Origin of the sequence: Streptomyces sp. SAI-135 (assembly GCF_029893805.1) — a bacterium.
In the GTDB taxonomy this organism is placed as follows: domain Bacteria; phylum Actinomycetota; class Actinomycetes; order Streptomycetales; family Streptomycetaceae; genus Streptomyces.
The window spans coordinates 8,154,554-8,179,960 of record NZ_JARXYP010000002.1 but is presented as its reverse complement, the minus strand read 5'-3'; the positions used below and the strand labels follow the sequence as shown (position 1 = coordinate 8,179,960).

The following is a 25,407-nucleotide window of genomic DNA, read 5'->3' as shown; positions in this document are numbered from 1 at the left end:
CCTAGTCCCGTGAGGCGCTTCCCGTCAGGCCCCGTCGCCGATAATAGTAGCCATGGCTATAGTAGCCATGTACTGTATCGAGCATGAGTACGGCATCCGAGGGCGCGACGCCCGGTTTCCTGGTCTGGCGACTGTCGATGAAGTGGCGGGTCGCGGTCGACCGCGCGGTGGCGCCGCTCGGCCTGACGCACGCCCAGTACTCGCTGGTGGCCTCGCTGTACGGCATGCAGCGCGGCGGCGACCGCCCCAGCCAGCGACGCCTCGCCGACCGGACCGGCCTCGAACCTCTCTACGTCTCCAAGCTGGCGCGCTCCCTGGAGAGCGCCGGGCTCCTGGAGCGCGCTCGCGACCCGCGCGACCCGCGCGCGGTGCAACTGGCGCTCACCGACGAGGGCCGCGAGCGGACCCGGCAGGCCATCGGGGTCGTCCAGGGGCTGCTGGAGCAGCTGCTGGCGCCTCTCGGCGGCCTGGACAGCGCACGCACCCGGGAGTTCAAGCGTGAGCTGACGGCCCTGCTCGACGCCCCCCTCGATCCGACGAACGAGAACCTCAAGGAGCAGTCATGACCACCACAACTCCCGCGCTCAACCCCCGCGTCATAGCCCTGGCCCACTACGCGGCCCGCGCGCTCCTCGAACACGCCCTGGCCCGCCACGGCATGACCTTCCAGCAGTCCGTCACCCTGCGCCTGGCCGCCGTGGCGGACGGACCGGTCGAGCGTGACCGCGTGATCGAGGACGTCGTCGGCGCGCTGAAGACCGACCCCGCTCAGGCGCGCTCCGTGCTCGACGAACTGGTCGCCGAGGAACTGGTGGCTCCCCACGGGCCGTCCCAGGTGCGGATCACGGACGCCGGCCGGGAGCTGTTCGCGACGACCTCGGCCGCGACCGCGCCCATCACCGCCCGGGTCTACGAGGGCATCCCCGAGGAGGACCTCGTCGTGGCCGGGCGGGTACTGAGCCTCATCACCGAGCGGGCGAACAAGGAACTCGTCGCCCTCAAAGCCTAGTTGGGCCTCAAGCAGCCGTCTTCTTCCCCCGCCTGCGGGCGATCTCGCCGAGGACCACGTCGGCGACGACGAAGCCGGCCAGGGGAATGCCGAGCAGGGGCACGAAGTAGCCGAGGACGGCGACCACCACCACGCCGGGCAGCAGGATCTGCGGCGGGACCTGCTGCCAGGCGCCGCGCGGGATCGGCCGCCCGAACGCGGAGCCCCGGCCGCGCTGCCACCACATGCGGTAGCCCCACACGATCAACAGGACCAGCGCGAGCGCGAGGACCATCAGGGCGAGCTGGTTGACCAGCCCGAACAGGACGCCGGTGTGCAGGTCGATGCCCCAGCGGGTCAGCTTGGCGAGCAGCGGGTGGTCCGCGAACCGCAGCGTGTCGGTGACCTGGCCGCCGGCCGGGTCGACGGCGACCGAGTCCTGCTTCTCGGGCCAGCTGCGCTGCACCTGTCGTACGACGTAGGCCGACGTGTCGTCGGCGGGCGGGACGATCTCTACGGGGTCGCCGAGTCCTTCGGCGCGGGCCGCGGCCAGCACCTTGTCGACACCCACGCCGTGCTCGGCGCCGCCGTCCGCGGCGGAGGCGCCGTGGCCCGCGTGGTCGCCGCCCGCGGCCGCGGAGACCGAGGGCGTGGACTGGCCGAGCGAGGTGCGCAGTTCGTCGATGTTGGCGCCGGCGTAGGCCGACCAGGTCAGTCCGGTCGCCGACAGGAAGACGAAGCCCGCCGCGGCCCACACGCCGACGCTCGCGTGCAGTCCCAGGGTGCGGCGCCGCCCGCTGGTGCCGCGGACCTTGCGCAGGGCCCGGCGGCGGGAGAACCACAGCACGATGCCGCCGCCCGCGATCACCCACAGCCAGCTGGCGGCGAACTCGCTGTAGAGGCGGCCGTTCTCGCCGAGGTGGAGGTCGCGGTGGAACTCGTCGATCCAGGTGCGCAGCGGCAGCGCGCCGGTCGAGCCGTACTGCTCCAGGGCGCCGCGGACCTCGCCGGTGTACGGGTCGACGAACACCGCGAGGGTGTGGTCCGGGTCGACGCCCCGCACGCCCGACAGCATCACCCTGGTCGTCGCGTCGGCCTCGGGCGAGGGGCGTATCGCCGAGACCGTGCCCTCCGGGTGCGCCTTGCGGGCGGCGGACCACCTGCCGGGACAGCGGCAGCTTGGCGTCGCCGACGGCGGCGACGGTCATCTCGTCCCGGTAGACGATCTTCTCGGCCTGGAAGGCGCCCGCGTACAGGAAGCCGGTGACGGCGGCGACGAGCAGGAAGGGGGCGACGAACACACCCGCGTAGAAGTGCAGACGCAGGACGAGCGGGCGCAGCGAAGCCCATCCGCCGGGGGCCCGTGCCGGGGCGGCCGGCTGTGGGGCCTCGTCGGTGGTCGTCGAGGGGGCGAGGGACATCGGCGGCTTCTCCGAAAGCTGGGGACGGTGGCGGTCCAGTAGTCGGAGGGAAGAAGCGTCGAGTTCCCGGGCTCCCAAGTGACCTGTGTCACAAGGTGCTTCATGGCATCCTGGCGCGATGGCAACTCCGAGTCACCCCGCACCCCTTGCCGAGCTGGTCGAGGAACTCCTGGCCACGGACGGCCCGCTGCCGATCGTGGCGGCCGGCGAACCGGTCCTGCGGCGCGGCACCGAGCGCTACGACGGCCAGCTGGAGCCCGCGCTCCTGGCCCGCTTCGTCGAGGCGCTGCGCGTCACCATGCACGCGGCGCCCGGTGTGGGCCTGGCGGCCCCGCAGGTCGGCGTCCCGCTGCGCATCGCGGTCGTGGAGGACCCGGCGCCCGTACCGGAGGAGATCCGGCTGGCGCGCGGGCGGGTGCCGCTGCCGTTCCGGGTCCTGGTCAATCCGTCGTACGAGCCGGTCGGCACCGCACGGGTGGGGTTCTTCGAGGGGTGCCTGAGTGTGCCGGGGTGGCAGGCCGTGGTGGCGCGGCCCGCCGAGGTCCGGCTGAGGTGCGAGGACGAGAACGGCCACGCGGTCGACGAGGTGGTCGGCGGCTGGCCCGCGCGGATCGTCCAGCACGAGACGGACCATCTCGACGGCACCCTCTACCTGGACCGCGCCGAACTGCGCTCCCTGTCCTCGAACCAGGCGGTCGCGGAGCACTGGACGCAGCCGGCGCCGGAGCGGGCGGCCGCGTCCCTCGGCTTCGAGCTGCCCTAGTTGTCCCGGTACGCCTCCAGCAGCCGCAGCCACACCTCGCTGATCGTCGGGAACGCCGGGACCGCGTGCCACAGCCTGCTGACCGGGACCTGGCCCGCGACCGCGACCGTCGCGGAGTGGATCAGCTCGCCGACGCCGGGTCCGACGAAGGTGACGCCGAGCAGGATCTCGCGTTCCAGGTCGACGACCATGCGGGCCCGGCCCCGGTAGCCGTCGCCGTAGAGACCGGCCCCCGACACCGAGGCGAGGTCGTAGTCGACCGCGCGGACGCGGTGGCCCGCCTGCTCGGCCTCCGCCAGGGAGAGGCCCACGGCGGCGGCCTCCGGGTCGGTGAAGACGACCTGGGGCACGGCGTCGTGGTCGGCGGTCGCGGCGTGGGCGCCCCACGGGTCCGCCTGGACCGGGGCCCCCGAGGCGCGGGCGGAGATCGCGGCTCCGGCGATGCGGGCCTGGTACTTGCCCTGGTGGGTCAGGAGCGCGCGGTGGTTGACGTCGCCGACCGCGTAGAGCCAGTCGCTGCCGGTGACACGGAGGCTGTCGTCGACCTCCAGCCAGCTGCCCGGCTCCCGGCCGATGGTGTCGAGGCCGATGTCGTCGGTCTTCGGGGCGCGTCCGGTGGCGAAGAGGATCTCGTCGGCCTCGATGCGGTCGCCGGTGCCGGTGACGACCACGACGGTGCCGTTCTCCCGGGTGACCGACGCGACCGAGGTGCCGGTGCGGACGTCGACGCCCGCCTCGGTGAGCGCCTCGGCGACGAGTTCGCCCGCGAACGGCTCCATGCGGTTGAGCAGGCCCTTGCCGCGCACGAGGAGGGTGACCCGGGAGCCGAGGGCCTGCCAGGCCGTGGCCATCTCGGTGGCGACCACTCCACCACCGACCACGACCAGGCGTCCGGGTACCGCCTTGGCGCTGGTGGCCTCGCGGCTGGTCCAGGGCTTGACCGCGTCGAGGCCCGGCAGGTCGGGCAGGACGGCCCGGGTGCCGGTGCAGACGGCCACGGCGTGCCGGGCGGTCAGCACCTTCCGTGTGCCGTCGGGCGCGGTGACCGTGACCGTGCGCTCCCCGCTGAGACGGCCGTGGCCGCGGTGGATCTCGGCGCCGATGCCCTCCAGCCAGCCAACCTGGCCGTCGTCCTTCCAGTCCGAGGCCCAGTAGTCCCGGCGGGCGAGGACCGCGGCCGCGTCGAGGGGGCCCTGCACCGCGGCGCTCAGACCGGGCAGGCGGCGCGCCTCCGCCTGGGCGATCACCGGCCGCAGCAGGGCCTTGCTGGGGATACAGGCCCAGTAGGAGCACTCTCCGCCGATCAGCTCGCTCTCCACGACCGCGGTGGAGAGGCCGGCCGCACGGGTGCGGTCGGCCACGTTCTCCCCCACGGGACCGGCACCGAGCACCACCACGTCGTAGGTGCTGTGGGCGATGTTTTCCGTTTCCGTCATGGGCCCAGTCTGGTGGGTGGTGTGCGCTCGGGCCACCAGGGGTACGCGCGCCGGATACCGAGTGGTGACAGCTGTGGAATACCCGGCCGACAAGCCGTGTTGTGCCGACGGCTTCGCTCCGAGACCAGGAAGAGGGATCACGTCATGAGCAGCACCGTGGAGCTCACCAAGGAGAACTTCGACCAGACGGTCACGGACAACGAGTTCGTCCTGATCGACTTCTGGGCGTCCTGGTGCGGTCCTTGCCGCCAGTTCGCGCCGGTCTACGAGAAGGCCGCCGAGGACAACCCCGACCTGGTGTTCGGCAAGGTGGACACCGAGGCGCAGCCTGAGCTGGCGCAGGCCTTCGGCATCCAGTCGATCCCGACGCTGATGATCGTCCGCGACCAGGTCGCCGTGTTCGCCCAGCCGGGCGCGCTGCCCGAGTCGGCCCTGACGGACGTCATCGGGCAGGCCCGCAAGCTGGACATGGACGAGGTCCGCAAGGCCGTGGCCGCACAGCAGGCCCAGGCCGAGCAGAACGACCAGTAGTCCCTGAAAGGACTACGTCCAGTCCCTAGAAGGGATACGTCGCCACGTCCGCACGTACCGTCGTCCAGCGCACGTCGGTGAAGGCCTCCACATTGGCCTCGCCGCCGAAGCGGGCGCCGGTGCCGGACGCGGCGATGCCGCCGAAGGGGGCGACCGCCTCGTCGTTCACGGTCTGGTCGTTGATGTGCACGATGCCGGTCGGGATCCGTTCGGCCAGGTCGAGACCGCGGGCCGCGTCCCCGGTGACGATGCCGAGCGAGAGTCCGTACGGCCCCGCCGCGGCGAGCGCCGCCGCCTCGTCGACGCTGCTGAAGGACCGTACGGGTGCGACGGGCCCGAAAACCTCCTCCGCGTAGGCGGGCGTGCTGTCGTCGAGGCCGGCGAGGACCGTGGGGCGGTAGAAGAGCTTGTCGTGCGTGCCGCCGGCGGCCAGCTTGGCTCCCTGCGCGGTGCTGGCGTCGACCAGGCCGCGCACCTTGGCCAGCTGGTTGTCGTCGATGATCGGGCCGAGGTGGACCTGCTCGCGGTTGGGGTCGCCGACGGCGAGCGAGTCGGCCTTCGCCGCCAGCCGCTCGACGTACTCCTCGTACAGCGACGCGTGGACCAGGTGGCGGCCCGTCGTCATGCAGATCTGGCCCTGGTGGAAGAAGGATCCCCAGGCCGCCGTGGATATCACGGCCTCGATGTCGGCGTCCTCCAGGACGATCAGGGCGGAGTTGCCACCGAGTTCCAGATGGGCACGCTTGAGGTGGCGTCCGGCCGCCTCCCCCACCGCCCGGCCCGCCGCGGTCGACCCGGTGAAGGAGATGACGGGGACGCGCGGGTCGGCGACCAGGGCCTGGCCGACGTCCGGGCCGCCCGGCAGGACGTGGAAGAGGCCCTCCGGCAGTCCGGCCTCGGCGAAGACCGCGGCGAGGGAGATGCCGCCGCAGACCGCGGTGCGCGGGTCCGGCTTGAGGATGACCGCGTTGCCGAGGGCGAGGGCCGGGGCGACGGAGCGGATCGAGAGGATCAGCGGGGCGTTGAAGGGCGAGATCACGCCCACGACACCGACCGGGACCCGGCGGGTGTACGACAGCCTCGGCGCCTCGCTGGGCAGGACCTGGCCCGCCGGGCGGGAGGACAGGGCGGCGGCCTCGTAGCACTCCTGGGCGGCCACGTGCAGTTCGAAGTCCGCCTTGCCGGGGATGGAGCCGGACTCCCGGACGAGCCATCCGCGCAGTTCGTCGGCGTGCGCGGCGAACAGGTCGCCGGCCTTGCGCAGCACCCCGGCGCGCACGAAGTGCGGGAGCCTGGCCCATTCGGCCTGGGCGGCGCGGGCGGTCTCGGCGGAGCGCTCCACGTCCTCGCCGCCGGCGAGGGTGACGGTGGCGAGCGTGTCGCCGGTGGCGGGTTCGGTGACCGCGTACTCGGGTCCCGACAGGGTGTGGGGCTGCCAGCTCTTGGGGTCGAGCAACGACATGACGGCTCTCCGTTCGATCACCGGTGGGACTCACACGGGGAGCGGTAGTCCCGTGTAGTTCGCGGCCAGTTCGGCGGCCGCATGGCGGGATGCGGTGATGCGGCGCAGCCGGGTGAGCTGCATCCGGCTCTCGAACGCATCCCCATTTGGTTGAGCATGCAACATCCTAGTCATGTCATCCGAGAAACGGGTGGCCTGCCACACACGAGAAAGGCACAACTGTGAATACCTGTCGATCAGTTGTGTCGATCCTGCGCGGCACGCCTCGGTCAGCGCCCGGGCGAGCACGGACACGTCCGACACGGCGAGGTTGAGCCCCTTGGCCCCGGTCGGCGGCACGATGTGGGCGGCGTCCCCGGCGAGCAGCAGGCGGCCGTGGCGCATCGGCTCGTGGACGTGACTGCGCATCGGGGTCACGGACTTGGCGGTGATCGGGCCCCTGGCGAGGGTCCAGTCGGCGTCGATCGCGAAGCGGGCGGCGAGCTCGTCCCAGATCCGCTCGTCGGACCAGTCGTCGGCGTCGGTGCCGTTGGGGACCTGGAGGTAGAGCCGGGAGACCGAGGGCGAGCGCATGCTGTGCAGGGCGAATCCGCGCTCCCCGCGGGCGTAGATCAACTCGTCGCAGGACGGGGCGACATCGGCGAGGATCCCGAGCCAGGAGTACGGGTAGTCGTGTTCGTACGTCCTGCTCGTCGCCGTCGGGAAGGCCGCGCGGGAGATGCCGTGGAAGCCGTCGCAGCCGGCGACCCAGTCGCAGGTCAGCGTCTGCTCGCGGCCTTGGTGACGGAACCGCACGACAGGGGCCTCGCTCTGCGGCTTCTCGACCGCCAGGGCCTCCGCCTCGAACAGCAGCGGCGGCCCCTCGGCCAGTTGGAGCGCGACGAGGTCCTTCACGATCTCGGTCTGGGCGTAGACGGTGACCGTACGGCCGCCGGTGAGAGCGGGGAAGTCGAGGTGGTGCCGCTCCCCCGCGAACCGCAGCTCGATCCCCTGGTGGACCAGCCCCTCCGCGTCCAGGCGCCCGGCGGCACCGCAGGCGCGCAGGGCGTCGACCGTGCCCTGCTCCAGCATTCCGGCGCGCTGGCGGTGCTCCACGTACTCCCGTGTCCTGCTCTCCAGGACCACGCAGTCGATGCCGGCCAGGTGCAGCAGGCGGGCGAGGAGCAGTCCGGCGGGGCCGGCGCCGATGATCCCGACCGTGGTGCGCATGGCAGGCTCCCTGCGTCAGCTGGAGTCGCGGTGCACGACCGTGGCACCCAGCACCGTGTGCGTCTCGGTCGCGGCGCCCGGTTCACGCACCGCGCGGTCGACCAGTTCGGCGAGGTCACGGCCGGACGGGAGCTCGATGTGGACCGTGCTCAGCCGGGGCCGCAGCAGCCGCCCGAGGAGCAGGTCGTCGGCACCGACCACCGCCGTGTCCTCCGGTATGCGCACGCCCTCGTCTTGGAGGGCCCGCATTAACAGCATCGCGTATTCGTCGTTGTACGCGAACACGGCGTCCAGACCGAGCTCCCGCCAGCGGGCGGCGAGCTTGGCGGCGGACTGCTCCTCGAAGGCGAGGGGCAGCTCCGTCAGGGTGGCGTCCGTGCCGTGCAGGGCCCTGCGCACACCGGCCAGACGGGGCAGCGAGAAGGCCTCCAGACCCGTCTCCTCGGGCACCACGACGCCGATGCGGCGCCGGCCGCGGGCGTACAGGTGGGCGGCGGCGCCGTGGCCGACGCCCGCGTGGTCCATGAGCAGGGCGTGGGCTCCCTCGACCGCCTCGGGGCCGAGGGTGACCACCGCGCGGGCACCGGAGCGGCGGAGCAGGGCGACGCCCTGGGGGCCGAGTCCCGCGCCGGGCACCAGGACGGCGACGGGACGCAGCTCGGCCCAGGCGCGGGCCGCCTCGTCGCCCTGGAGGCCGACACTGCCGTACTGCACGACGGTGTAGTCCAACCGGCCCAGGGCACCCTGGAGTTCGCTGATGAACTGGCTGTAGAGCGGGCCGACCGGGATGGACGGGGCGGGCATCAGGACCATCCGGCTGTGGCCGGCCCGCAGGCTGCGGGCGGCCGCGTGCGGGACGTACCCGAGCTCCTTCGCGGCCGCGTGGACACGGCGGCGCGTAGGCTCGCTGATCCGGACGGCGCTGGTGTTGTTGAGGACGTAGGAGACGGTCGCGCGCGAGACGCCGGCCACGCGGGCCACATCGGCGCTCGTGGGAACCGGGCGCGTGACGGAGGACGCGGACGTGTTCTGTATCTGCACCATGACGATCGTCATCTTTGCAGAAGCTGTGACGACGCCCACATGTGGGGTTGCCGCTTCGCTCAGCGCAGCGGATCGGTGCCGGTCACCCGGGCGACGAGGTCGTTCCAGCCGGCTTCCAGGCGCTCCAGCGGCATTCCGCGCTGCCGGGTGAGGTGGTGGATGAGGGCCGGGTCGAGGTACGCCATGAGCGTGTGGGCCAGGAGCTCGCAGTCGGCGCCCGGGACGCTCTGCCGCAGCAGCATGGCGGTGTGCATGTGCAGTGCGCCGGCCGTGGGGTGGGAGTGGCGGCGGGTCGGCTCGGACTGCGCGGCGAGCAGCAGGTCCAGCTGCTCGGCGTGGCGGTACAGCAGGGCCGTGCCGAGCGCCCGCAGCCGGTCGGCCGGAGGGGCGCCGGGACCCAGCGGCGGCGGGCCGCCGAGGAAGTCCGCCTGGAGCGTGCGCGCGGAGTGATCGAGGAGCGCCATGAGCAGTCCGGTGCGGTCGCCGAAGCGCCTGAAGACCGTGCCCTTGCCGACGCCGGCCGCCGAGGCCACCGCCTCCATGGTGACTCCCGCCACGCCGTGCTCCGCGATCAGCCGGGTCGCGGCCTCCAGCAGACGGGCGCGGTTGCGGGCCGCGTCGGCGCGGAGGCAGGGATCGTCGGGGGCGGAGCCGACCTTCAGGAGCTGGGGCTTGTCGAAGGGCTCCTGAGGCGTCGGGAACGGCGGCACTGTCGCGGACATGAAGCCAGCGTAAAGCATCGGGAAGAAAACTGGACCTCGGTCCGTTTAAGGTGCTAGAAATTAAAACGGACCCCGGTCCGGAACGTTACCGCAGTGTTTCACCACCCCCTGGAGTTACGCATGTCTGTTCGCATCCTTGCGCTCGTCGGATCCCTCCGCGCCGGTTCGCACAACCGTCAGCTCGCCGAGGCGGCCGTCAAGCACGCCCCCGAGGGCGCAGAGGTCGTGCTCTACGAGGGCCTCGCCGAGATCCCCTTCTACAACGAGGACATCGACGTCGAGGGCAGCGTCCCCGCGGCCGCCGCGAAGCTGCGCGAGGCCGCGCAGGCCGCCGACGCGTTCCTGCTCTTCTCCCCCGAGTACAACGGCACCATCCCCGCCGTCCTGAAGAACGCCATCGACTGGCTGTCGCGTCCCTACGGCGCCGGCGCCTTCGGCGGCAAGCCGGTCGCCGTGGTCGGCACCGCGTTCGGCCAGTTCGGCGGTGTGTGGGCGCAGGACGAGACCCGCAAGGCCGTGGGCATCGCCGGCGGCAAGGTCCTCGAGGACGTCAAGCTGTCCATCCCGGGCTCCGTGGTGCGCTTCGCCGAGACCCACCCGGCCGACGACGCCGAGGTCGCCGCCCAGCTGACCGAGGTCGTCGCGCAGCTGCACAGCAACTCGGGCGAGGTCGCCGCGGCCTGAACCTGCGGTGCGTGAGCGGGTTCCCCGACAGGGGCCGGAGTCCTGGTACTCCGGCCCCTGTCGTGTTCTGTCCGCGGGTCGGGGGCTGGTCGCGCAGTTCCCCGCGCCCCTGGGGGCGCCCACCTCGACGCGCCTCAGGCCACCGCCGTGGGTGCCAGGTCTCGTAGTGCCGAAAGCGCGGCCGCGATCGCCGGGCGTTCGTGGCCGCCCTGCCGGGTACAGGTCAGGAGTTTTCGGTGCGGGTCGCCCGCGCAGCGAACCCGCGTGATCGGCAGGTCGGGGGTCAGGTGGGCCAGGCGGGGGATCAGGGCCACGCCCAGGCCGTGGGCGACCAGGTGGGCGGTGACGTCCCAGTCCCGGGCGTGGTGGACCACGCCCGGGGTGAAACCGGCCGCGCCGCAGGCCGACATGACGTGCGTGCGGCAGGGGCTGTCCGCGAAGGGGGCGATCCAGTCCTCGTGGGCCACGTCGGCGAGATCCACGCGGTCGCGGCCGGACAGCGGATGGCCCGCGGGTACGACCAGGTCGAACGGGTCGTCCAGCAGGGGCTGCTGGTCGTAGCGGATGTCGCTCATGGGCGGGTTGTGCGGGGTCGCCTCCACGACGGCCAGATCGATCTCCCCCTCGAAGAGCAGGTCGAAGCTCTCCGGTACGCCCGCTTCCTGGACGCTGACGGTCAGCCTGCGGTACCGCTCGCGCAGCCGGACCGCCATCGGGGCGAGCAGCGCCGAGACGGCCACCGGCAGACCGCCCACCCGCAGCGGTCCTGCGGGCTCGTCGTGGTCGGCCCGCAGATCGAGTTCGGCCTGTTCCCAGCGGGCCTGGATGGCGTCGGCGTGCGCGAGCAGGCTCTCGGCCGCCGGGGTGAGCCGGATCCCCCGGCCCTGGGGTTCGAGGAGGTCGACGCCGAGGTCGCGGGCGAGCTGGCGGATCTGCTGGGAGGCGGCGGAGGGGGTGAAGTGCAGGGCGCGGGCGGCCGCGGTGACCGTGCCGTAGTGGGCGACCGCCCTCAGGACGTGGAGCCGGCGCAGGTCAATCATGAAGCCCACGCTTCAAGGTGACGTCCAGGAAGTCAACCTGGACGTGAACGAAGGCCCCGCCGCATCCTGGGCTGTGTCGCGACGGCCGTATCCGTTCCCGAGGTTGCAGGAGTCACCATGACCAGCACGACTCGCGCCGTCTGCCCGCACTGCGGCTGGCCGGACGGGGCCGAACCCTTCCAGGTGGTGTCCCGGCACGGCACGGCGACGGGCGGAACCGCGTGGACCCGCTGCGCGTGCGGCTCGTTGCAGGTCCGCGTGACGGACGGCCGCGGGACCCGCGTCGTCTCCCGCAGCCGGCCCTCCGCCGCGCGGGCGGGTTAGAGCGTGTCGTTCGGGCGACTCGGCGAGTCGCCGGCCCGGCGCGCACGTCCCCCGAGGGTGCTCCCGCAGCCGCCCGGTCGTCGATGGGCGACTCCCCCGCTCCCGGCCCCGCTCGACCCGGTCGGGACGGGCCGCCACGCGGGCGGTCAGTCCAGTTCCGCGAGCCGCCGTACGGCCGGTGCCGTGAAGCGTTCGATCCATTCGGCGGGGGCGCCGGTGCGCGGGGCGAGGATGACCGTGTCGAGGCCGAGCTTGGCGTAGCCGTCGATGTCCTGGAGGAAGGCGTCCAGGTCACCGTCGTCGGCCGCCTCGCCCGAGTAGGTCATGGTCTTGCGGATGGCGTCGTAGTCCCGCCCCTCGGTGTCGCAGTGGCGGCGCAGCACGTCGAGCTTGTGCGTGACCTCCTCCGGCGTGGTGGCGAAGAGGTTGCAGGCGTCCCCGTAGCGGGCCACCAGGCGGAGCGTCTTCTTCTCGCCGCTGCCGCCGATCATGATCTCCGGGTGCGGGCTGCTGACCGGCGCCGGCACGCACCGGGTCTCGGCGAGCCGGTAATGGGTGCCCTCGAAGGGGCCGTTCGCCGCCGGGTCCCACATCTGCAGACAGATCCGCAGGGCCTCCTCCAGACGCTCGAAGCGCTCCGCGAGGGGCGGGAAGGGCACGCCGAGCCCCTCGTGCTCCCGGTCGTACCAGGCGGCCCCGATGCCGAGCGCCGCCCGGCCGCCGGAGAGCACGTCGAGCGTGGTCGCGATCTTGGCGAGCAGTCCGGGGTGGCGGTACGTCACCCCGGTCACCAGCGCGCCGAGCCGGACCGTCTCGGTGTGGGCCGCGAGGAAGCCCAGGGTCGTGTAGGCCTCCAGCATCGGGTCCTCGGCACCGCCGTTGAACTCCATCTGGAAGTAGTGGTCCATCACCGACAGCCAGCTGACCCCGGCCGCTTCGGCGGCGGCACCCGCGGCGGCGAGCTCGGCCCCGAGAGCGGGTGCGCCCTCGGGGTGGTCGAACCGGTTGATGTGCACACCCACACGCATGTCCGTCTCCGTTCACGGGACCGTCGCCGACCTTGCCGACGCTAGGACTTGAAGTGCTCACGAAGTCAAGGGCGCACCGCTCCGGGAGGCACCCGGGGTGCGCGTCCCGTCACCCCGCGCGTTCCACCTCCGCCCGCTGAAAGGCGAACAACGGATCATGTCCCGGCAAGGAACCGCAGGTCATACCGGACATGGCGGAATCTCGACGCTCACTCCCCGCCGTACGGCGGGCAGGTTCCGCCGTACGGCGGCGCCCCGGGCGGCCGCCGTTGCCCCGATCATGACGCCACGAGCCGCCGCGCCCCCGCGTGAGGAGAAGCCATGACGCATGTGCCGCCCCCCTTCGACCCCGAACTCAGTGCCGCCCTGGATCTGATCAAAGACGTGATCTCCCCCGGCCTCGCCCTGGACGAGATCGACGACGTGCGCCAGGGGCCGGGCATCGCGATGCTGGCCGACCTGGACCTGACGTGGGACGGCTTCTTCGAGGTGGAGGACCGGTCGGTGCCGGGTCCCGAGGGTGCCCCCGAGATCTCGCTGCTGATCTGCCGGCCCGCCGCGCCGTCCGGGGGCACGGGGCGTCCGGTGATCTACCACGTCCACGGCGGGGGCATGGTCATCGGCAACAACCGCGTCGGCGTGGACGGTCCGCTGGCCTGGGCGAGGGAACTCGACGCGGTCGTGGTGTCGGTGGAGTACCGGCTGGCGCCCGAACATCCGCATCCGGCACCGGTCGAGGACGTCTACGCCGGGCTCGTGTGGACCTCCGAGCACGCCGAGGAGCTGGGCGGCGACCCCGGGCGGATCGTGATCGCCGGTGCGAGTGCGGGGGGCGGGCTGTCGGCGGCGCTGGCGCTGCTCAGCCTGGACCGCGGGGGGCCGCGGCCGGTGGGGCAGCTGCTGATGTGCCCGATGCTGGACGACCGCAACGACAGTCCGTCCACGTACCAGATGGCGGGGCTGGGGGTCTGGGACCGTACGGCCAACGAGACGGGCTGGACGGCGCTGCTGGGCGAGGCGCGGGGTGGTCCCGACGTACCGGCGTACGCGGCGCCGGCCCGGGCCGAGGACCTGTCGGGGTTGCCGCCCGCGTTCCTGGACGTGGGGTCGGCGGAGACGTTCCGGGACGAGGTCGTCGCGTACGCGTCCCGGATCTGGCAGGCGGGTGGGGTGGCGGAGCTGCATGTGTGGCCGGGGGGCTTCCACGGGTTCGACGGGTTCGCTCCGCAGGCGGCGTTGTCGCAGGCGGCGCGGGGGGCGCATGTTTCTTGGTTGCGGAGGTTGCTGGGCAGCTAGGGGTTGTGGGGGCGGGGCGGGGAGGACGTGTGCGGGTGCGTCGTGGCCGGTCGCGCAGTTCCCCGCGCCCCTGTCGGGCGGTGGTCCCGCAGTTCTTCGGCTTCTGTGGGGTGCGCTGGGGGTCCTCCTGGAGCATGGCGTGGCGCACCATGGGCGTATGAAAGAGCTGGCCGGGCGTTTGACCGCCCTGGATCCGGATGCCGGGGCCGCGGTGCGGGTGATCGGCTACTTCGATCGGCTGTCGGAGTCACGGGCCGGGCTCGAGGCCTTGGTGCGTGGGGCGGCCGTGCTGGCCGGGGTGCCCGCGCGGCTCGTCGATGCCGAGCGGCGGGTGCAGGTGCGGGTCGAGGCCGACGGGACGCGCCGGGACTCCGGAGCGCCGCCTGATCCCGGCTGGCCTTCCGCCGCGCTGGCGCCCGGTGGGGTGGCCGCGCTGTGGCTGGAGCGGGCCGAAGCGGCACCCAGTGTGGTCGACGCGGTGATTCTGGAGCGGGCCGCGGGGGCGGTACGGCTCGTCCTGGACCGCACCCGGGGACGCGCCCCCCTCGATGACCCCGCCCTGGTGGAGACCGTGCTGGACGCGGCCGCTCCCGAGGACGTACGTCTGCACGCGGCACGTGGGCTGGGGCTGGATCCCTCGGCCGCCGCCCGGGCGCTGGCCGCGCTCGACGGGCGGCCGCGGATCGTGGCCGCCCGGACCGACGCCGGGCTGCCCGCGGGGCGGGTCGGGGTGGGTCCCGCCGTGCCCGTGCTGGAACTGCCGCGGTCCTGGGCGGACGCCCGCACCGCGCTGCGGTTCACCGCGGAGGGCACGGCCCAGGACCCCGGGCCGATGGTCGTGCACGCCGACGAACTGGGCGGTGTCGCACTGCTCGCCGACATCGTCGCCCCGGGGGCGGAACCGCCGCCCGACGTCCAGGTGCTGGAGGCGGCCGGGGCGGGCACACCGTGGCTGCTCGCCACCCTGCACGCCGTGGTCTCGACGGTGAGCCTGCGGGCGGCCGCCGCCGAGATCAACGTCCACCACTCCACGCTCCAGGACCGCCTCTCCCACGCGGAGCATCTGCTGGGCTGGCCCCTGCGCACACCCCAGGGACGGCTACGGCTGCAACTGGCCCTGACGATGCGGCACCTGGCGCGGCCCTAGCGGCGGCGCGGAGGTCGGCGGAACTCGTGCACCACCTCGATCCGGCCCACGATGTGTGCGTTGAAGGCGTCCAGCTCCTCGGCCGGGACCCACAGTTCGAGGATCGTGCGGCCGCCGGCCTGCTGGACCGGGTAGCGGCGCAGAAAGTCCGACTCGACCTCGAAGCGGGTCACGAAGCCGGCGCCGTCGTGCTTGACGTTCCAGTCCCTGGCGATCTTGATCGCGTAGCCCTCGTCGAGGACCGGGTAGAAGATGGGCTGCTCGGGCAGCCTCGGCGGCCAGGCGCGCCAGTCGAGCTGCCGGACCAGGTCCAGCTCCTTGGGGCCGGTGGGGCGCCACAGGGTGGTGGTGGAGGGCCGGGTCGTCATCGGAGTCGCTCTCTGTGGGCGGTGCGGATACGGGTACCGAACATGCGGAGCCCGATAGTTGCGCGCGCACAATAGAAGCAGACGCTGAAAGTTTCAGCGATGCAATATCCTGGGGGTATCCGTATCGGGACGGAGGAAGCAGGCCCCATGACCGCCACAGACCCCTCGCTCACCGCGCTCGCCCAGGGCTGGTGTGCGCTCTCGCTGCTGCACGGGCGGATCGAGGCGCACATCGAGAAGGCCCTGCAGGCCGCCCACGACCTCAGCGTGCGCGAGTACTCCCTGCTCGACGTCCTGGGCCGCCAGCACGACGGCGAGGGCGGCCACCTGCAGATGAAACAGGTCGCCGACGCCGTCGTCCTCAGCCAGAGCGCCACCACCCGCCTGGTCACCCGCCTGGAGGACCGCGGCCTGCTCTCCCGCTACCTGTGCCCCACCGACCGCCGCGGCATCTACACCGACGTCACCGACACCGGCCGCACCCTCCTCGAACAGGCCCGCCCCACCAACGAGAAGGCCCTGCGCGAAGCCCTCGACCAAGCCGCCGGCACCCCCGAACTCGCCCCCCTCGTAAGAGCTCTGGAATCCCTCGGCGTACCGGCCTGAATCAGTGCCAGCTCCGCCGGGTCCGGGAGGAATCGCCGTCGGCCGCCACGGGCAAGGTGTTCAGGTCGGACAGAGCGTCTCGACGAGGAGATCATCGCGCTGCTGGCGCGCCGTCGCGAGATGGCTTCGCAGCTCCCGGCCCCGGCCCGGGCCCGCGCAGTCGACCCCGGCTTCGTCGCGGCCGTACGGGAGATCACCGGCCGCTACCGGCAGGAACTCGGCGGGGCCGGGGAGCTCGTCGCCCGGGCGGTCATGGTGCTGTGCCATCCGGAGCGGCGGAACTGAGCGGCGCCGAGCGACACCGAGCGACGGGGACGGGGGTCGCACCGCGGGGGCTCGGTGATCGTTGACACCCTCTCCGGTCCGGCCGTACAAAGATCCGCATGAGCGTGCCGCAGCTTCCCCTGTCCGGGATCACGGTGGTCAGCCTGGAGCAGGCCGTGGCCGCGCCCTACGCGACCCGCCAGCTCGCCGACCTCGGCGCGCGGGTGATCAAGGTGGAGCGGCCGGGCGAGGGTGATTTCGCCCGCCGCTACGACACGACCGTGCACGGCCACTCCAGCTACTTCGTGTGGCTCAACCGGTCCAAGGAGTCGCTCACGCTGGATCTCAAGGACCCGCGCGGCATCGAGATACTGCACCAACTCCTCGACGGCGCCGATGTGTTCGTCCAGAATCTGGCCCCGGGCGCGGCCGACCGGCTGGGCCTTGGTGTGGACGTCCTCGCCGAGCGCCTGCCGCGGCTGATCCCGTGCACGATCTCCGGGTACGGCACGGACGGGCCGTGGGCCGACCGCAAGTCGTACGACCTGCTGGTGCAGTGCCAGACGGGCCTGGTGTCGCTGACCGGAACCGCGCAGGAGACCGCCCGGGTCGGTATCTCCGTCGCCGACATCGCCGCCGGGATGTACGCCTACAGCGGCATCCTGACCGCTCTGTACACCCGCGCCACCACGGGCAGGGCCCACCCGGTGGAGGTGTCCCTGTTCGAGGCGCTGGCCGAGTGGATGAGCCAGCCGGCCCACTACACCCGCTACGGAGGCAGTCAGCCGCCGCGTCTGGGCACCCAGCACGCCACCATCGCCCCGTACGGCGCTTTCACGGCCGCCGACGGCAAGGACGTGCTGTTCTCCATCCAGAACGAACGCGAGTGGATCGTCCTGTGCGCCGACTTCCTGCGGCGGCCCGAGCTGGCCGAGGACCCGCGCTTCGCCACCGGCTCGGCCCGGGTCGCCCACCGCGAGGAACTCAACGCCGTGGTCGCCGAACGGATCGCGTGCTCCGAGGCCGCTCAGGTGCTGAAGGACCTGGAGGGCATCGGCATCGCCTGCGCGGGCGTCAACGACGTCTCCGCGTTCCTCGACCACCCGGTCCTGGCCGCCCGCGGCCGCTGGCAGGAGGTCGCCCTCGGGGGACGAGCGCACGTACCTCTTCGGTCTCGCGGGTCTGGTGCCGCCGGGCCCGGAGGTGGTGCCCGGGTTCATCACGCCCAGTGTGCAGCGGTTGCTGGACCGGCTGGTCGACACCCCCGTCGCGGTCTCCGATGCGGCCATGACGCTGCTGCTGGCCAACCCGATGTACGCGGCCCTGATGGGTGACCCGTCCGCCCTGCGGGGCTTCGAACGCAACGGCGTGTGGCGCAACTTCACGGGCATGCCGACCCGGGTGCGGCACACCCCGGAGGAACGGCGTGCCTTCGAGACGGGCATGGTCTCCGAACTGCGCGCGACCGCCGCCCGCTATCCCGCCGACCGCCAACTCACCTCGTTGGTAGCGGAGTTGCGCGCCCGGAGTGAGCGTTTCGCGGAACTGTGGGACGCCGGGGTCGTGGGCCGTCTCGCCACCTCGCACAAGACGGTCGAGCATCCGCAGGTCGGCATGCTCACCCTCGACTGCGACCTGCTCCGGGTGGAGGAGAACGACCTGCACATCCTCGTGTACTCGGCCGAGCCCGGCACCGAGGCCGCCGAGAAGCTGCGGCTGATCTCGGTGCTGGGCACGCAGAGCCTGGTGGAGAGCGGCTGACGCGACGTCCGCCAGTACGAATGTGAGCCACCCCACAATCGATACGCTCCCGTCTCGATAGTTCCGGAGCTAGGCTGACTCCCACGAGAACGAAACCGTTTCGTTCAGCATCTTGCGCGCTGGACGAGGATGGAGCACGCACGCCATGACCAGCGTCCTCATCGCCACCGGCCAGTCACTCCAGCGTGTCGGCCTTCGAATGCTCCTCGAGTCCCAGTCCGACCTGACCGTCGCCGGCGAGGCGGCGCACGGGCCCGAGGCGGTCCGGCTGAGCGCACTGCTCCGGCCGGACGTCGTCCTGCTGGACGACCGCGGCACCGGCACCGACACCGTCGAGACCGTCCGCCGCCTCGCCCACGCCCCGGACGGACACGCCCCGCACGTCCTGCTGCTCACCAGCGGCGACGACACCTACCCCTACGGCGCCCTGCGCGCCGGAGCCGCCGGTCACCTTCCGCAGGACGCCACCGCCGACGAACTGGTCGCGGCCGTCCGGGTCGTGGCCGCCGGTGACGTCGTCGTCTCCCCCGGACTGGCCCGCGCGCTCATCGACGTCGTCCGCACCCGGCGCGCCCTCGACGAGAGTCCGCTCCCGGGCAACCGGCTGGACACGCTCACCGACCGCGAACGCGACGTGCTCACCGCGGTCGCCTCCGGCGATTCCAACGCCGAGATCGCCGACCGGCTCTCCATCGCCCCGACCACCGTGAAGTCCCACGTCAGCAACATCCTCACCAAGATCGGTGCCCGCGGCCGGGTCCAGGCGGTGGTGTTCGCCTACGAGTCGGGCCTGGTCCGGCCCACGCAGCACGTGCTGCACGCGTGAGCCCTCTCCGACCTGCCCGCTGTCGCCGCTTCGGCCGGCCGACCCGCGGCGAGGCCGGGACGGCGGGTGCCGCACGCCCGCGGCGGGCCCCGCACGAGCTGCTCCTCGCCACCCGGCTCCGGGGCTCCGCCGGGCGCCGCATGGCGGGGCGGTCGGTCTCAACTCCCCCAGGAGACGGGTGAGTCCACCCGGGCTTCCGCCCTTCCCGCCGACGCCCGCCCAAAGGCGTGCGCGCGGATCGCCGCGCACCGGGAAACCGGGCACACCGGTGCCGACACGCTCCCCTCGCCGATCAGGCCGCCGTGTAACCGAGCTGGCGTCGCATGTAGGGCGTCATGAGGGTCTTCGCCTTGGCCAGGGTGCTGGTGCGGCCGCCGAGCACCGCCGTCTCGCCGCCCGGCACGGGCAGCATGGTCACCCCGTCGGCGGGGCCGAAGGGCACGATCAGCGGAGTGCGGTGGACGGGCCGGTAGAAGCGGGGCTCCTTGCGGTGGCGGCCCGAACTGCGCAGGTGGGCGCGGATGTTCCAGGCGGCGAGGTCGGCCTGGGCGAGCGCGGCCGGGGTGATCTTGAGCTCGGTGGCGTCGTTGACGTCGCCGACCGCGAAGACGTCCAGCTGCCCCTCGGCCCGCAGTGAGCGGTCGACCTTCACGTGCCCGGAGGGGGTCAGCCAGTCGCCGTGTCCGCCCAGGCGCAGCCAGAGCGTGTTGGGAGTGGTGCCGGTGGCCCAGAAGGACAGGTCCGCGGTGAGGACGTCGCCGCGGGCGTCTCGGTAGGTGCCGAAGTCGCTGCCCGGGGACATGAAGGAGTCGAGCCGTACCTCCACGTCGTGCGCCTCCAGCCAGGCGCGCGCCCTGCGGCCTGCCCGTTCGCTGCCCGTGCCGCCGAGCAGCGCGGGACCGGAGTGCGCGAGCGTGACCCGGGCGTCCGGACGCGCCAGCCGGATCTCGGCGCTCAGTTCGACGCCGGAGGGGCCCCCGCCGACGACGAGGACGTGCTCGGCGAAGGCGATCTTCTGCTGGTGCTCGGCGAAGGACTTCATCGCCTCCTCGGTGGTGGTCCCGGCGAACCGGGCCGGTTCCGGGTAGTCGGCGCCGGTCGCGATCACCACCACGTCGTAGGGCAGCCGTGTGCCGTCGGCCAGCACGACCTGTCGCTCGGTGGTGTCGATGCGCACCACCTTGCCCACGACGACCTGGCCGTGGCGCAGCAGCCGGTCGTAGGGGATGAAGGGGGTCGCGCTCCACTCCCTGCGCACTCCCGCGCGCAAAGAGGAGATCCGGTGGAAGAAGACCTCCTTGCGGTCCACCAGGGTGACCCGGGCCGTCGTGTCCAGCCGTTTCGCCAGCCGGACGCCCGCATAGCCGCCGCCGATCACCACTACGTCGCCGTCACTCACGCCGAGTCTCCTGAACCGTGGGGGGAGGGAGTGCCGTGGCGGACGAGCCGCTCCCCCGAGCACTCGGATGACGGCGAGCGTAACGCTTGAAACATAAAGTTACAGCTGGGTCGTGTGAGTTTTCCGTGGAGAACGTGTCACTCCAGCCACGGGCACCGGCCCTGCCTCCTACTCCGGCGGGGTCGGCGTGTCGTGGGTGCGGTACATCGCCTGGACGTCCAGCTCCAGTTGGACCGTGGGGCCGACCACCGCGATGCCCCGGGCCAGCATGGACCGCCAGTTGAGCGTGTAGTCCTCACGGTGCAGCTCCGCCGTCGCGAGGGCCGCGCAGCGCAGTTCCTCGCCGTAACCGCCGTTGACCGTGCCGAGGTAGGTGGTGTCCAGCGCGACCGAGCGGCTCACCCCGTGCATGGTCAGGCTGCCCTGCAAGGTCCACTTGCTGCCGCCCCGGTAGGCGAAACGGCTGCTGACGAAGTCGATGTGGGGGAAGCGCTCCACGTCGAGGAAGTCGCCCGAGCGCAGGTGGTTGTCGCGGGTGGTGTTGCCCGTCGTGATGCTGGAGGCGTCGATGCGGACCTGGACGCGGGACTGGGACATGTCCTGCGCGATCTGGATGCCGCCCTCGAAACGCTCGAAGCGGCCGTGGACGTGCGCCATGCCGACGTGCTTGGCGATGAAACGGATCGCGGTGTGCGGCGGATCGAACAACCAGACGCCGGGTGAGGGCAGTTGCAGGGCCTGGGCCGGCTGGAGCCAGACCCGCTCGGACGGTGCCGCGCCGCTCGGCCCGACCTCGACCGTCTCGCGGTGCGGCTGGAGTCCTTCGGCGGCGGCCAGCAGGCTGTAGCGGCCAGGTGGCAGTACGGCGACGAAGTAGCCGTAGGGGTCGGTCGTCCCGCGGGCCGCGACCCGGTGCGTGTCCAGGGCGGTGACGGTGACGTCCGCGCCCGGCATGGGCGAGCCCATCGGGTCGACGATCTCGCGGGCCACGGCGCCCGCACCTTCGGGGAGGGGGACGGAGAGGCCCGCCGCCTCGGCATGGGCAGCCTTGGACCGCCGGCGCCTGAGGAGTGCGAGGGCCATGATGTTCACCTTTCCTAGGGGACTTGCTGTTCTGCCGCGGCACTCATGGCCGACGGCCCTCGTGGGCCGCCCGGAGCACCGCCCGCACGCCGTCCGCGGTCACGGGACGCGGGTTGGCGTACGGCTGCCCCGCCACCTCTGCGGCCGCCCGGTCCAGGTCGGTCTCCTGGAGGCCGAGTGCGGCGAGGGAGCGTGGGGCGCCGAGGCGGCCGGCCAGGTCCCACAGGGCTCCTGGCGGGTCGTCGGCGTCGAGTGCCCGCCCCAGCGCGGTCAACGCGTCGGGGGCGGCGGGGGCGTTGTAGGCGAGCGCGTACGGCAGGACGACCGTGTGCGTCTCGGCGTGCGGCAGCCCGAAGGTGCCACCCAGGACGTGGCAGAGCTTGTGGTGCAGGCCCATCGTCGTGGCCCCGAGGCACGCCCCGCAGAGCCATGCCCCGTACAGGGCCAGGCCGCGCGCATCCAGGTCCCCGGGGTCGGCGGCCAGCAGGGGCAGCGCCTCGGCCATCGCCCGTACGCCGTCCTGCGCCATCAGCGCGATCAGGGGGGAGGTGTCCGGGGCGTAGAGCGCCTCGGCCGCGTGCGCGAGGGCGTTGATGCCGCTGGTCACGGTGAGCGGTACCGGCAGGGAGAGGGTCAGCTCGGGGTCGTAGACGACACTGCGGGGCTGGACCCTCGGGTCGCGTCCGGTGCGCTTGGCGCCGCCCTCGGTCAGGCCCCACACGGGGGTCATCTCGGAGCCCGAGTAGGTCGACGGCACGGCGATCAGCGGCAGGGCGGTGCGCAGGGCGATCGCCTTGCCGAGGCCGATGGAGGAGCCGCCGCCGACCGCGACGACACCGTCGGCCCCGGTCTCGCGGGCCACCGTCACGGCCCGGTCGGCGTCCTCGGCGGGCACGTGCATGCGGGCCTCGGCGTGCAGCCCGGCGCAGGAGTCGCCGAGCGCGTCCGCCACGGCCCGCGCGACGGACTCGCCCCGGCTGCCGCACACCACCAACAGCCGTCGCAGTCCCAGGTGTTCGGCCTCGCCGGGGGTCGCCGTCACGGCGGCGCCCGGCCGGAACACGACCCGCACGGGACGGCTCTCGTAGGTGAACTCGCCCATGAACGTCATGCGTTCGGCTCCAGGACGAGGTCGAAGCGGGCGTGCCGGAACGGGTTGGGGACGCCGAACTCCGCTGCCAGGGACGGGTCGTCGGTCTCCGCGAAGTCCTGCACCAGACTCCGCTTCACGGCGAAGACGGCGTCGGAGTCGAGGTAGTCGCTGCCCGCGACGAAGATGTGGGTGGTGACCGGCGTGTGGCCCTCGGCGCCGACGATGAAGTGGATGTGCGCGGGGCGGTAGGGGTGCCGGCCGGTGGCCCGGAGCAGGTCGCCGACCGGGCCGTCGGTGGGGATCGGGTACGGCGCCGGCACGCAGGTGCGGAACCAGAAGCGGCCCTCGGTGTCGGCGGTGAACAGTCCGCGTCCGTTGCCCGCGGGCTGGACGTCGGGCTGCTGGACGTCGTAGAAGCCCTGGTCGTCGGCCTGCCAGACGTCGAGGACGGCGCCGGGCAGCGGGGTGCCGTCCGCCGACAGCACCCGGCCGCTGACCACGCACGGCTCGCTGCCGCCCACCAGATCGATGTCGTCGCCGAGTTCCCGGACGGGGGACTCGGTCATGTGGAACGGGCCGAGGACGGTCGACTCCGTGGCGCCCTGCACGCGGTCGCCGTTGACGGTCTCGACGAGCATGGAGAGGCCGAGGACGTCCGACAGCAGGATGAACTCCTGCCGGGTGTCCGTGCACTTCTGCCCGGTCGCCGTCAGGAAGGCGACGGCCTTCTCCCACTCCTCCTGGGTGAGCCGGGTCTCGCGCACGAAGTCGTGCAGATGGCCGATGAGTCCGGCGAGCAGTTCGCGCAGGCGCGGGTCAGCGGTCGCGTGCAGACTGGCGACGGCCTCCTCGGTGACACCGGCCCCGATCGCGTCCGTGGTCATCCCGGCTCCTCCTGGTCGACGTGCGGGTTCTTCCATGGTCGCGCGTCTCAGGCGTGTCCGAGGATCCGACGCAGCGCGCCGGACAGAAGTGCTTCGGCGTCCGGAGCGGCGGTCGCGTGCCGGAAGGCCACGAACCCGTCGGGCCGTACGAGCAGGGCGCCCGCGTCGGAGATCTCCCTGAGCCGCGCCCAGTCGCCGTAGGGGTCCTCGTACTCCTGTCCCGGCCCCACGACCACGGTGGCGATGTCCGCCTGCTGCGCCTCGGCGGCCCGCAGCCAGCACTCGCCACCGATGCCGGTGAGGAGGGTGAAGCGGCCCTTGCCGACCGTGTCCAGGGTGGACACCGTCCGCGTGCTCGAGGTGATCCAGGCGTGCGGGACGCGGGCGCCGGGGCGGGAGGTGGGCTGGTGGTGGAGTTCGGGGTCGCGTGCGAACGTCTCCGCCGGGGTGCCGTCCGGGACGATCGCCTCGGACGTGTAGCGCTGGTTGAGGTCGACGCCGTGCGCGTTGAACTCGTACACCTTGAAGGCGATGGCCTCGCGCAGCCTGGCCCGCTGTTTCTCGGCGGCCTCGGTGGCGTCCTTGCGCGCGGCGATGTTGGCCCACAGCTGTGCGGGGGTCTGCGGGGAGAGTCCGTCCAGGGCCTCGAAGATGGGGGCGGTCTCGCCGATGGACCGGTTGGCGCGGGTGACGACCTGCTTGCCGATGGGGGCGCGTTCGGCGGTGTAGGTGTCGAGGAGCTTCGGGGAGGCCGTGCCGTCGAGGACGAGCTTCAGCTTCCAGGCCAGGTTGTAGGAGTCCTGGATGGACGTGTTGGAGCCGAGGCCGTTGGACGGCGGATGACGGTGGGTGGCGTCCCCGGCGCAGAAGACGCGGCCGTGGGAGTAGCTCTCCGCGTACATCTCGTTGACGGTCCAGGCCGAGGACGACTTGATGGTCACCGGGATCTCGTCGTCGCCGACCAGCTGCCGTACGACGGACTCGGCGTACTCGGTGGTCAGGTCGGGGGCGCCCGCCGTGACGTCGTACCCCCACACGATCAGCCACTCGTTCCAGGGCCGGACGCAGCGCACCAGGCCCGCGCCGATGCCGCCGACGGTGGCGCCCGGGGCGAGGACCCAGTACAGGGTGGCGGGCCGGTGGGCGGTGTACCTGGTCAGGTCGGCCTCGAAGACGATGTTGATGCTGCCGGCCACGCCCATCCGGCCGCCCATCGGGAGCCCGGCGTCCTCGGCGACGCGGGAGCGGCCGCCGTCCGCGCCGATCAGGTACTTCGCCCGGATCTCGTACGTGTCCCCGCGCAGCCGGTCCCGCACGGTGGCCGTCACGCCGTCGGCGTCCTGGGTGTGGGAGAGGTACTCGGTCTCGAAGCGCAGGGCGGTGCCGCGGGCGACGGCCGCGTCGACGAGCACCGGCTCCATGAGGTGCTGGGGCATGTCGCACATGCGGGTGGGGCTGGCGAGTTCGTGGGCGGCCTGGACGAGCGGGTCGTTGCCCCACGAGCGCACCCGGCCGAGTTCCTCGCCGGCCAGGCTGGTGCAGAAGGTGGTGTTGCCCATCAGGTGCTGCGGAGTGGCCCGCGCGATGACGCCCTGTTCGACGCCGAGGTCGCGCAGCACCTCCATGGTCCGCTGGTTGGTGATGTGCGCGCGAGGGGTGTCGGCGAGGCGCGCGTAGCGGGTCACGACGATGTTCGGCACGCCGTAGGTGCTCAGGGCGAGCGCGGCCGAGCCTCCGGCCGGGCCGCTGCCGACGATCAGGACGTCGGTCTCGACGACGGGGGACACGGGCGCTCCAGGCGGGGGCTCACGGACGGGGGCAGTTTTGATCATGCTGGGGAACGGCGGGTCGCGGGTGTCTCAATTCGATACAGCGGCGGCGGGCGGACAGGGGTGAGCGGGGAGGGTGAGTGGGGAGTGGAGCTGCGGCGGCTGCGCCCGCGGCGGCAACCGCGGTCCCTACGGCACCCGGTGGTGCCGTACCGGACACGGCAGCCGCGCAGGGGGGTTGTTGCCTGTTCAACTGCAC

General features: G+C 72.6%; 26 protein-coding genes and 1 pseudogene. 13 read left to right on the top strand and 14 right to left on the bottom strand.

The window, feature by feature from the left end:
* Window positions 1-83 precede the first annotated feature (83 nt).
* Together M2163_RS41450 and M2163_RS41445 are read left to right on the top strand one after the other, a co-directional pair.
* Window positions 84-566, top strand: a complete 483-nt coding sequence (locus tag M2163_RS41450; RefSeq protein ID WP_280847705.1) for a MarR family transcriptional regulator — start codon at window positions 84-86, stop codon at window positions 564-566.
* Window positions 563-1,009, top strand: coding sequence for a MarR family transcriptional regulator (locus tag M2163_RS41445; protein ID WP_280896596.1), 447 nt, complete (start codon window positions 563-565; stop codon window positions 1,007-1,009). Before M2163_RS41450 ends, M2163_RS41445 begins: the two co-directional genes overlap by 4 nt.
* Before the next feature lie 7 nt (window positions 1,010-1,016).
* Here the strand turns inward: M2163_RS41445 and M2163_RS41440 are convergent.
* Window positions 1,017-2,409, bottom strand: a pseudogene (locus M2163_RS41440) (PepSY domain-containing protein).
* A gap of 118 nt (window positions 2,410-2,527) precedes the next feature.
* On the opposite strand from M2163_RS41440, the gene M2163_RS41435 reads away from it, so the two are divergent.
* A complete protein-coding gene (locus M2163_RS41435; protein WP_280896595.1) occupies window positions 2,528-3,172 on the top strand; it encodes a peptide deformylase in 645 nt (214 codons plus the stop codon).
* On the opposite strand, the gene M2163_RS41430 is transcribed toward M2163_RS41435, so the two are convergent.
* Complete coding sequence (locus M2163_RS41430) at window positions 3,169-4,608, bottom strand: NAD(P)/FAD-dependent oxidoreductase (RefSeq protein WP_280847709.1); 1,440 nt, start codon at window positions 4,606-4,608, stop codon at window positions 3,169-3,171. The two genes, M2163_RS41435 and M2163_RS41430, sit on opposite strands and share 4 nt — an antisense overlap.
* 144 nt (window positions 4,609-4,752) lie before the next feature.
* Here M2163_RS41430 and trxA point away from each other — a divergent pair, with 144 nt between their 5' ends.
* Window positions 4,753-5,139 (top strand): thioredoxin, encoded by a 387-nt coding sequence (trxA, locus tag M2163_RS41425; protein ID WP_020134976.1) that lies wholly within the window; start codon window positions 4,753-4,755, stop codon window positions 5,137-5,139.
* Between the two features lie 25 nt (window positions 5,140-5,164).
* Here trxA and M2163_RS41420 read toward each other — a convergent pair whose 3' ends face one another.
* The 4 genes from M2163_RS41420 to M2163_RS41405 are packed head-to-tail and all read right to left on the bottom strand — an operon-like array spanning window position 5,165 to window position 9,594.
* Complete coding sequence (locus tag M2163_RS41420) at window positions 5,165-6,601, bottom strand: benzaldehyde dehydrogenase (RefSeq protein WP_280896594.1); 1,437 nt, start codon at window positions 6,599-6,601, stop codon at window positions 5,165-5,167.
* A 30-nt stretch (window positions 6,602-6,631) separates the two neighbouring features.
* Complete coding sequence (locus tag M2163_RS41415) at window positions 6,632-7,810, bottom strand: 4-hydroxybenzoate 3-monooxygenase (RefSeq protein ID WP_280896593.1); 1,179 nt, start codon at window positions 7,808-7,810, stop codon at window positions 6,632-6,634.
* A gap of 15 nt (window positions 7,811-7,825) precedes the next feature.
* The gene (locus tag M2163_RS41410; protein ID WP_280847712.1) at window positions 7,826-8,866 is read right to left on the bottom strand and encodes a LacI family DNA-binding transcriptional regulator; all 1,041 of its coding nucleotides are present in this window, start codon (window positions 8,864-8,866) and stop codon (window positions 7,826-7,828) included.
* A gap of 47 nt (window positions 8,867-8,913) precedes the next feature.
* Complete coding sequence (locus M2163_RS41405) at window positions 8,914-9,594, bottom strand: helix-turn-helix domain-containing protein (protein WP_280896592.1); 681 nt, start codon at window positions 9,592-9,594, stop codon at window positions 8,914-8,916.
* A gap of 102 nt (window positions 9,595-9,696) precedes the next feature.
* Here M2163_RS41405 and M2163_RS41400 point away from each other — a divergent pair, with 102 nt between their 5' ends.
* Window positions 9,697-10,260: an NAD(P)H-dependent oxidoreductase gene (locus tag M2163_RS41400; protein WP_280847714.1), complete on the top strand. Its 564-nt coding sequence runs from the start codon at window positions 9,697-9,699 to the stop codon at window positions 10,258-10,260.
* Between the two features lie 134 nt (window positions 10,261-10,394).
* On the opposite strand, the gene M2163_RS41395 is transcribed toward M2163_RS41400, so the two are convergent.
* On the bottom strand, window positions 10,395-11,300 hold the full coding sequence (locus tag M2163_RS41395) for a LysR family transcriptional regulator (RefSeq protein WP_280896591.1): 906 nt from the start codon (window positions 11,298-11,300) through the stop codon (window positions 10,395-10,397).
* A 117-nt stretch (window positions 11,301-11,417) separates the two neighbouring features.
* Here M2163_RS41395 and M2163_RS41390 point away from each other — a divergent pair, with 117 nt between their 5' ends.
* Window positions 11,418-11,624, top strand: a complete 207-nt coding sequence (locus tag M2163_RS41390; RefSeq protein WP_280847716.1) for a hypothetical protein — start codon at window positions 11,418-11,420, stop codon at window positions 11,622-11,624.
* Window positions 11,625-11,770: 146 nt separating this feature from the next.
* On the opposite strand, the gene M2163_RS41385 is transcribed toward M2163_RS41390, so the two are convergent.
* Window positions 11,771-12,652, bottom strand: coding sequence for an LLM class F420-dependent oxidoreductase (locus M2163_RS41385; RefSeq protein WP_280896590.1), 882 nt, complete (start codon window positions 12,650-12,652; stop codon window positions 11,771-11,773).
* 321 nt (window positions 12,653-12,973) lie between these two features.
* Here M2163_RS41385 and M2163_RS41380 point away from each other — a divergent pair, with 321 nt between their 5' ends.
* Entirely contained in the window at window positions 12,974-13,948 is a 975-nt protein-coding gene (locus M2163_RS41380) for an alpha/beta hydrolase (protein WP_280896589.1), read from the top strand.
* 157 nt (window positions 13,949-14,105) lie between these two features.
* Complete coding sequence (locus M2163_RS41375) at window positions 14,106-15,095, top strand: helix-turn-helix domain-containing protein (RefSeq protein WP_280847719.1); 990 nt, start codon at window positions 14,106-14,108, stop codon at window positions 15,093-15,095.
* Here the strand turns inward: M2163_RS41375 and M2163_RS41370 are convergent.
* Window positions 15,092-15,463 carry a hypothetical protein gene (locus M2163_RS41370; protein ID WP_280847720.1) on the bottom strand — a complete coding sequence of 124 codons (372 nt, stop codon included), beginning with the start codon at window positions 15,461-15,463 and terminating at the stop codon, window positions 15,092-15,094. The two genes, M2163_RS41375 and M2163_RS41370, sit on opposite strands and share 4 nt — an antisense overlap.
* Window positions 15,464-15,610: 147 nt before the next feature.
* On the opposite strand from M2163_RS41370, the gene M2163_RS41365 reads away from it, so the two are divergent.
* From M2163_RS41365 to M2163_RS41345, 5 genes are all read left to right on the top strand, one after another.
* Window positions 15,611-16,069 carry a MarR family transcriptional regulator gene (locus M2163_RS41365; RefSeq protein WP_280847721.1) on the top strand — a complete coding sequence of 153 codons (459 nt, stop codon included), beginning with the start codon at window positions 15,611-15,613 and terminating at the stop codon, window positions 16,067-16,069.
* A 120-nt stretch (window positions 16,070-16,189) separates the two neighbouring features.
* Window positions 16,190-16,354 carry a hypothetical protein gene (locus M2163_RS41360; protein WP_280847722.1) on the top strand — a complete coding sequence of 55 codons (165 nt, stop codon included), beginning with the start codon at window positions 16,190-16,192 and terminating at the stop codon, window positions 16,352-16,354.
* 98 nt (window positions 16,355-16,452) lie between these two features.
* Entirely contained in the window at window positions 16,453-17,667 is a 1,215-nt protein-coding gene (locus M2163_RS41355) for a CaiB/BaiF CoA-transferase family protein (protein WP_280896588.1), read from the top strand.
* Window positions 17,564-18,094, top strand: coding sequence for a hypothetical protein (locus M2163_RS41350; protein WP_280896587.1), 531 nt, complete (start codon window positions 17,564-17,566; stop codon window positions 18,092-18,094). The genes M2163_RS41355 and M2163_RS41350 overlap by 104 nt, the downstream gene beginning before the upstream one ends.
* 145 nt (window positions 18,095-18,239) lie before the next feature.
* Complete coding sequence (locus M2163_RS41345) at window positions 18,240-18,920, top strand: response regulator transcription factor (protein ID WP_280896586.1); 681 nt, start codon at window positions 18,240-18,242, stop codon at window positions 18,918-18,920.
* A gap of 292 nt (window positions 18,921-19,212) precedes the next feature.
* Here the strand turns inward: M2163_RS41345 and M2163_RS41340 are convergent, their stop codons facing one another.
* From M2163_RS41340 to M2163_RS41320, 5 genes are all read right to left on the bottom strand, one after another.
* On the bottom strand, window positions 19,213-20,319 hold the full coding sequence (locus M2163_RS41340; RefSeq protein ID WP_280847727.1) for an FAD-dependent oxidoreductase: 1,107 nt from the start codon (window positions 20,317-20,319) through the stop codon (window positions 19,213-19,215).
* A gap of 168 nt (window positions 20,320-20,487) precedes the next feature.
* Window positions 20,488-21,402 carry a YceI family protein gene (locus M2163_RS41335; RefSeq protein WP_280847729.1) on the bottom strand — a complete coding sequence of 305 codons (915 nt, stop codon included), beginning with the start codon at window positions 21,400-21,402 and terminating at the stop codon, window positions 20,488-20,490.
* 43 nt (window positions 21,403-21,445) lie between these two features.
* Window positions 21,446-22,513, bottom strand: coding sequence for a maleylacetate reductase (locus M2163_RS41330; protein WP_280896585.1), 1,068 nt, complete (start codon window positions 22,511-22,513; stop codon window positions 21,446-21,448).
* Window positions 22,510-23,379 carry an intradiol ring-cleavage dioxygenase gene (locus M2163_RS41325; RefSeq protein WP_280896584.1) on the bottom strand — a complete coding sequence of 290 codons (870 nt, stop codon included), beginning with the start codon at window positions 23,377-23,379 and terminating at the stop codon, window positions 22,510-22,512. The genes M2163_RS41330 and M2163_RS41325 overlap by 4 nt, the downstream gene beginning before the upstream one ends.
* A 47-nt stretch (window positions 23,380-23,426) precedes the next feature.
* Entirely contained in the window at window positions 23,427-25,166 is a 1,740-nt protein-coding gene (locus tag M2163_RS41320; protein ID WP_280896583.1) for an FAD-dependent monooxygenase, read from the bottom strand.
* Between the last annotated feature and the right edge of the window lie 241 nt (window positions 25,167-25,407).